We start from the raw sequence: 1706 nt of genomic DNA on the forward strand, positions 1-1706 counted from the left end.
CCATGTCAAATGTTCCACCCATGAGCTCCCAGCGAAGAACGTATGCCTTCGATCTGGGTTCTGGACTCCGAAGAGTCAGATGCTCCTTAGAAAGGAGGTGATCCAGCCGCACCTTCCGGTACGGCTACCTTGTTACGACTTAGTCCTAATTACCGATCCCACCTTCGACGGCTCCCTCCACAAGGGTTAGGCCACCGGCTTCAGGTGTTACCGACTTTCATGACTTGACGGGCGGTGTGTACAAGACCCGGGAACGTATTCACCGCAGCGTTGCTGATCTGCGATTACTAGCGACTCCGACTTCATGAGGTCGAGTTGCAGACCTCAATCCGAACTGGGACCGGCTTTTTGGGATTCGCTCCACCTCGCGGTATTGCAGCCCTTTGTACCGGCCATTGTAGCATGCGTGAAGCCCAAGACATAAGGGGCATGATGATTTGACGTCATCCCCACCTTCCTCCGAGTTGACCCCGGCAGTATCCCATGAGTTCCCACCATTACGTGCTGGCAACATAGAACGAGGGTTGCGCTCGTTGCGGGACTTAACCCAACATCTCACGACACGAGCTGACGACAACCATGCACCACCTGTTTACGAGTGTCCAAAGAGTTGACCATTTCTGGCCCGTTCTCGTATATGTCAAGCCTTGGTAAGGTTCTTCGCGTTGCATCGAATTAATCCGCATGCTCCGCCGCTTGTGCGGGTCCCCGTCAATTCCTTTGAGTTTTAGCCTTGCGGCCGTACTCCCCAGGCGGGGAACTTAATGCGTTAGCTGCGTCACGGAATCCGTGGAATGGACCCCACAACTAGTTCCCAACGTTTACGGGGTGGACTACCAGGGTATCTAAGCCTGTTTGCTCCCCACCCTTTCGCTCCTCAGCGTCAGTTACGGCCCAGAGATCTGCCTTCGCCATCGGTGTTCCTCCTGATATCTGCGCATTCCACCGCTACACCAGGAATTCCAATCTCCCCTACCGCACTCTAGTCTGCCCGTACCCACTGCAGGCCGGAGGTTGAGCCTCCGGATTTCACAGCAGACGCGACAAACCGCCTACGAGCTCTTTACGCCCAATAATTCCGGATAACGCTTGCGCCCTACGTATTACCGCGGCTGCTGGCACGTAGTTAGCCGGCGCTTTTTCTGCAGGTACCGTCACTTTCGCTTCTTCCCTGCTAAAAGAGGTTTACAACCCGAAGGCCGTCGTCCCTCACGCGGCGTTGCTGCATCAGGCTTGCGCCCATTGTGCAATATTCCCCACTGCTGCCTCCCGTAGGAGTCTGGGCCGTGTCTCAGTCCCAGTGTGGCCGGTCACCCTCTCAGGCCGGCTACCCGTCGACGCCTTGGTGAGCCATTACCTCACCAACAAGCTGATAGGCCGCGAGCCCATCCCCAACCGAAATTCTTTCCAGACGCAGACCATGCGGTCACGTCACATATCCAGTATTAGACGCCGTTTCCAGCGCTTATCCCAGAGTCAGGGGCAGGTTGCTCACGTGTTACTCACCCGTTCGCCACTGATCCCACAGAGCAAGCTCCGTGTTCACCGTTCGACTTGCATGTGTTAAGCACGCCGCCAGCGTTCATCCTGAGCCAGGATCAAACTCTCCGTAAAAAAGAAATGCATACCCCACCGGGAAAACGGTGACGCAGCGAGTTTGATGCTGACCAAAGAGACAAATTCATTGCTGACTTCATCCATTGCCA

At 55.5% G+C, this 1706-nt stretch carries 1 rRNA gene; it reads right to left on the reverse strand.

Features of this window, described 5'->3' with window-relative positions:
* Nucleotides 1–90 precede the first annotated feature (90 nt).
* A 16S ribosomal RNA gene (locus ABY44_RS02615) occupies nt 91–1614 on the reverse strand.
* Nucleotides 1615–1706: the final 92 nt, after the last annotated feature.

Origin of the sequence: Burkholderia sp. ZZQ-2 (genome assembly GCF_050768715.1) — a bacterium.
Taxonomy (GTDB): Bacteria; Pseudomonadota; Gammaproteobacteria; order Burkholderiales; family Burkholderiaceae; genus Burkholderia; species Burkholderia cepacia.